This window comes from Candidatus Oscillochloris fontis, assembly GCF_004138135.1.
GTDB lineage: Bacteria > Chloroflexota > Chloroflexia > Chloroflexales > Chloroflexaceae > Oscillochloris > Oscillochloris fontis.
In genome coordinates this window covers 1-1,651 of the sequence record NZ_RYFD01000112.1, presented here as the reverse complement: position 1 = coordinate 1,651, position 1,651 = coordinate 1, and the positions used below count along the sequence as shown (strand labels likewise).

Below are 1,651 nucleotides of genomic sequence, written 5' to 3'. Positions count from 1 at the left end.
CCATATGCGTAAACCTAAACTGTATATTTTATTGATATTCATATTGTTGTAACAAAAGTGTATTTTTTTACCCGATTTCCTTTCGGCAACCGGGTTTGATTTATAATTTTGCAGCATACAAAGAACTCTTTTTAGGGTTGAAAACGAGGTGTATCTGTGAGAGGAGACATCTCGTTTTTTTTCTATAAAGATAGCAATAAATAGCTTGTAATCAAAGTAATATGAATATTATATTTTCCGCTCCAATCTTTTTTAACTTCGTTTCAATCCAGTGGTTTTCTTTAAATATAGCTGTGATTTTATATATGATTTTAATAGAATCCTTTTCTTTTCTTGTCCGAAAAGCCGAATACATTGATAAAAACTTTTCCTTAATTGTTTTGACACATTTCTCAATGCTTAGCAATCTATTTTCATGTTTATAGAGTAAGTTCCTTAATCCAAATATCAATTGCTGATTAAGAACAATCACAATTAGTTTAGCATACAATAGGCAAAGAAATCTTTCCTTTTTCATTTTCGGAATATCATCAATTTTATAGATTGATTTCCAATGCTTAAAACATAACTCAACCTGCCATCTTAAACGGTACAACAGCACAATATCATTTAGTGTGGCTTTAGTAGAATCGACGTTTGTAATAAATATAGTAAATCGATTTCGAATCTTTGTTTCCATTGAAGTTTTATATCCTCTTTTGGAACTTTTTGACTCTATTTTTCGTATTCGTTTTTCATATACACTCTCAGGAACAATGCTAAGTACCATACGAATAGGAACGAATTTACCTTTACCGACAAACACTTCAACATCTAAATTTCTCAAACCGGTAGATTTCATAGATTCATACGTTCTGGCAAAACTAAACCGTTCACCATTGCGATCGAAAACTGCAATATTTGCATTTAACCGAGAAACAAAAAAGGCCTTCTGTTTAATCATTAGCATAAGGACATCAGAAGACAAGTACCCCAGATCTCTCAACACAAAATCTCCTTCATTAATGCTCTCTACTTTTGATTTAGCGTCAACATGATCGTTTCGGACACCATCTGTAAGGTCAATATCCAGAATCTTTCCTGTTTTAAAATCATATTCATACTGTATGCTAACACTCGATTTACCTGAGTCACCCCCGTAGCCCTTAAAGTAAGACTGTAAACATTCTGGCAAAACAATCTTTGTAGAATCTTTGATTCTTAACTGCTTAAAGTCAGACAAAAACTTATCTGAAAAACAAGGATGTTCTATTTGAGAAGATAAAACTTCTGTAAAAACTGATTTCACGAAAGCAACAGAAGCTTCGTTGAATCGCATATTTAAACCGGCTTTACTTTTAAACACTCCAAATTGTTCCGACAAAATTATATTTGCCTGACGTAAACTTTGATGCGACCATTTGGAAGCACACAACAATAACATATCAAAGAACTCTATTGGTTTTATACCACCACTACGTTTGTAGAAACCACTTTCTACTGCTTTTTTCTGTAAATTCCGCTCACTGAATAAGCGCTTTGTCATAACAGAAAACTTCTCATTTAAGGAAGTAATACCCCCTATTTTTTTACAGGAATACTAAATGCCAAAACAAATCACTATATTTGATTTTGATTTAGCAAGTTATGAACTTTAGGTTTACGCATATGG

At 32.4% G+C, this 1,651-nt stretch carries 1 protein-coding gene; it reads right to left on the bottom strand.

Going from position 1 to position 1,651, the window contains the following annotated elements; genetic code table 11:
* Positions 1-211: 211 nt before the first annotated feature.
* Positions 212-1,525, bottom strand: coding sequence for an IS4 family transposase (locus EKD03_RS18130; protein ID WP_129633846.1), 1,314 nt, complete (start codon positions 1,523-1,525; stop codon positions 212-214).
* Positions 1,526-1,651: the final 126 nt, after the last annotated feature.

Excerpts from the sequence above, each read along its gene's own strand:
- EKD03_RS18130 (WP_129633846.1), bottom strand. The coding sequence starts at position 1,525 with ATGACAAAGCGCTTATTCAGTGAGCGGAATTTACAGAAAAAAGCAGTA.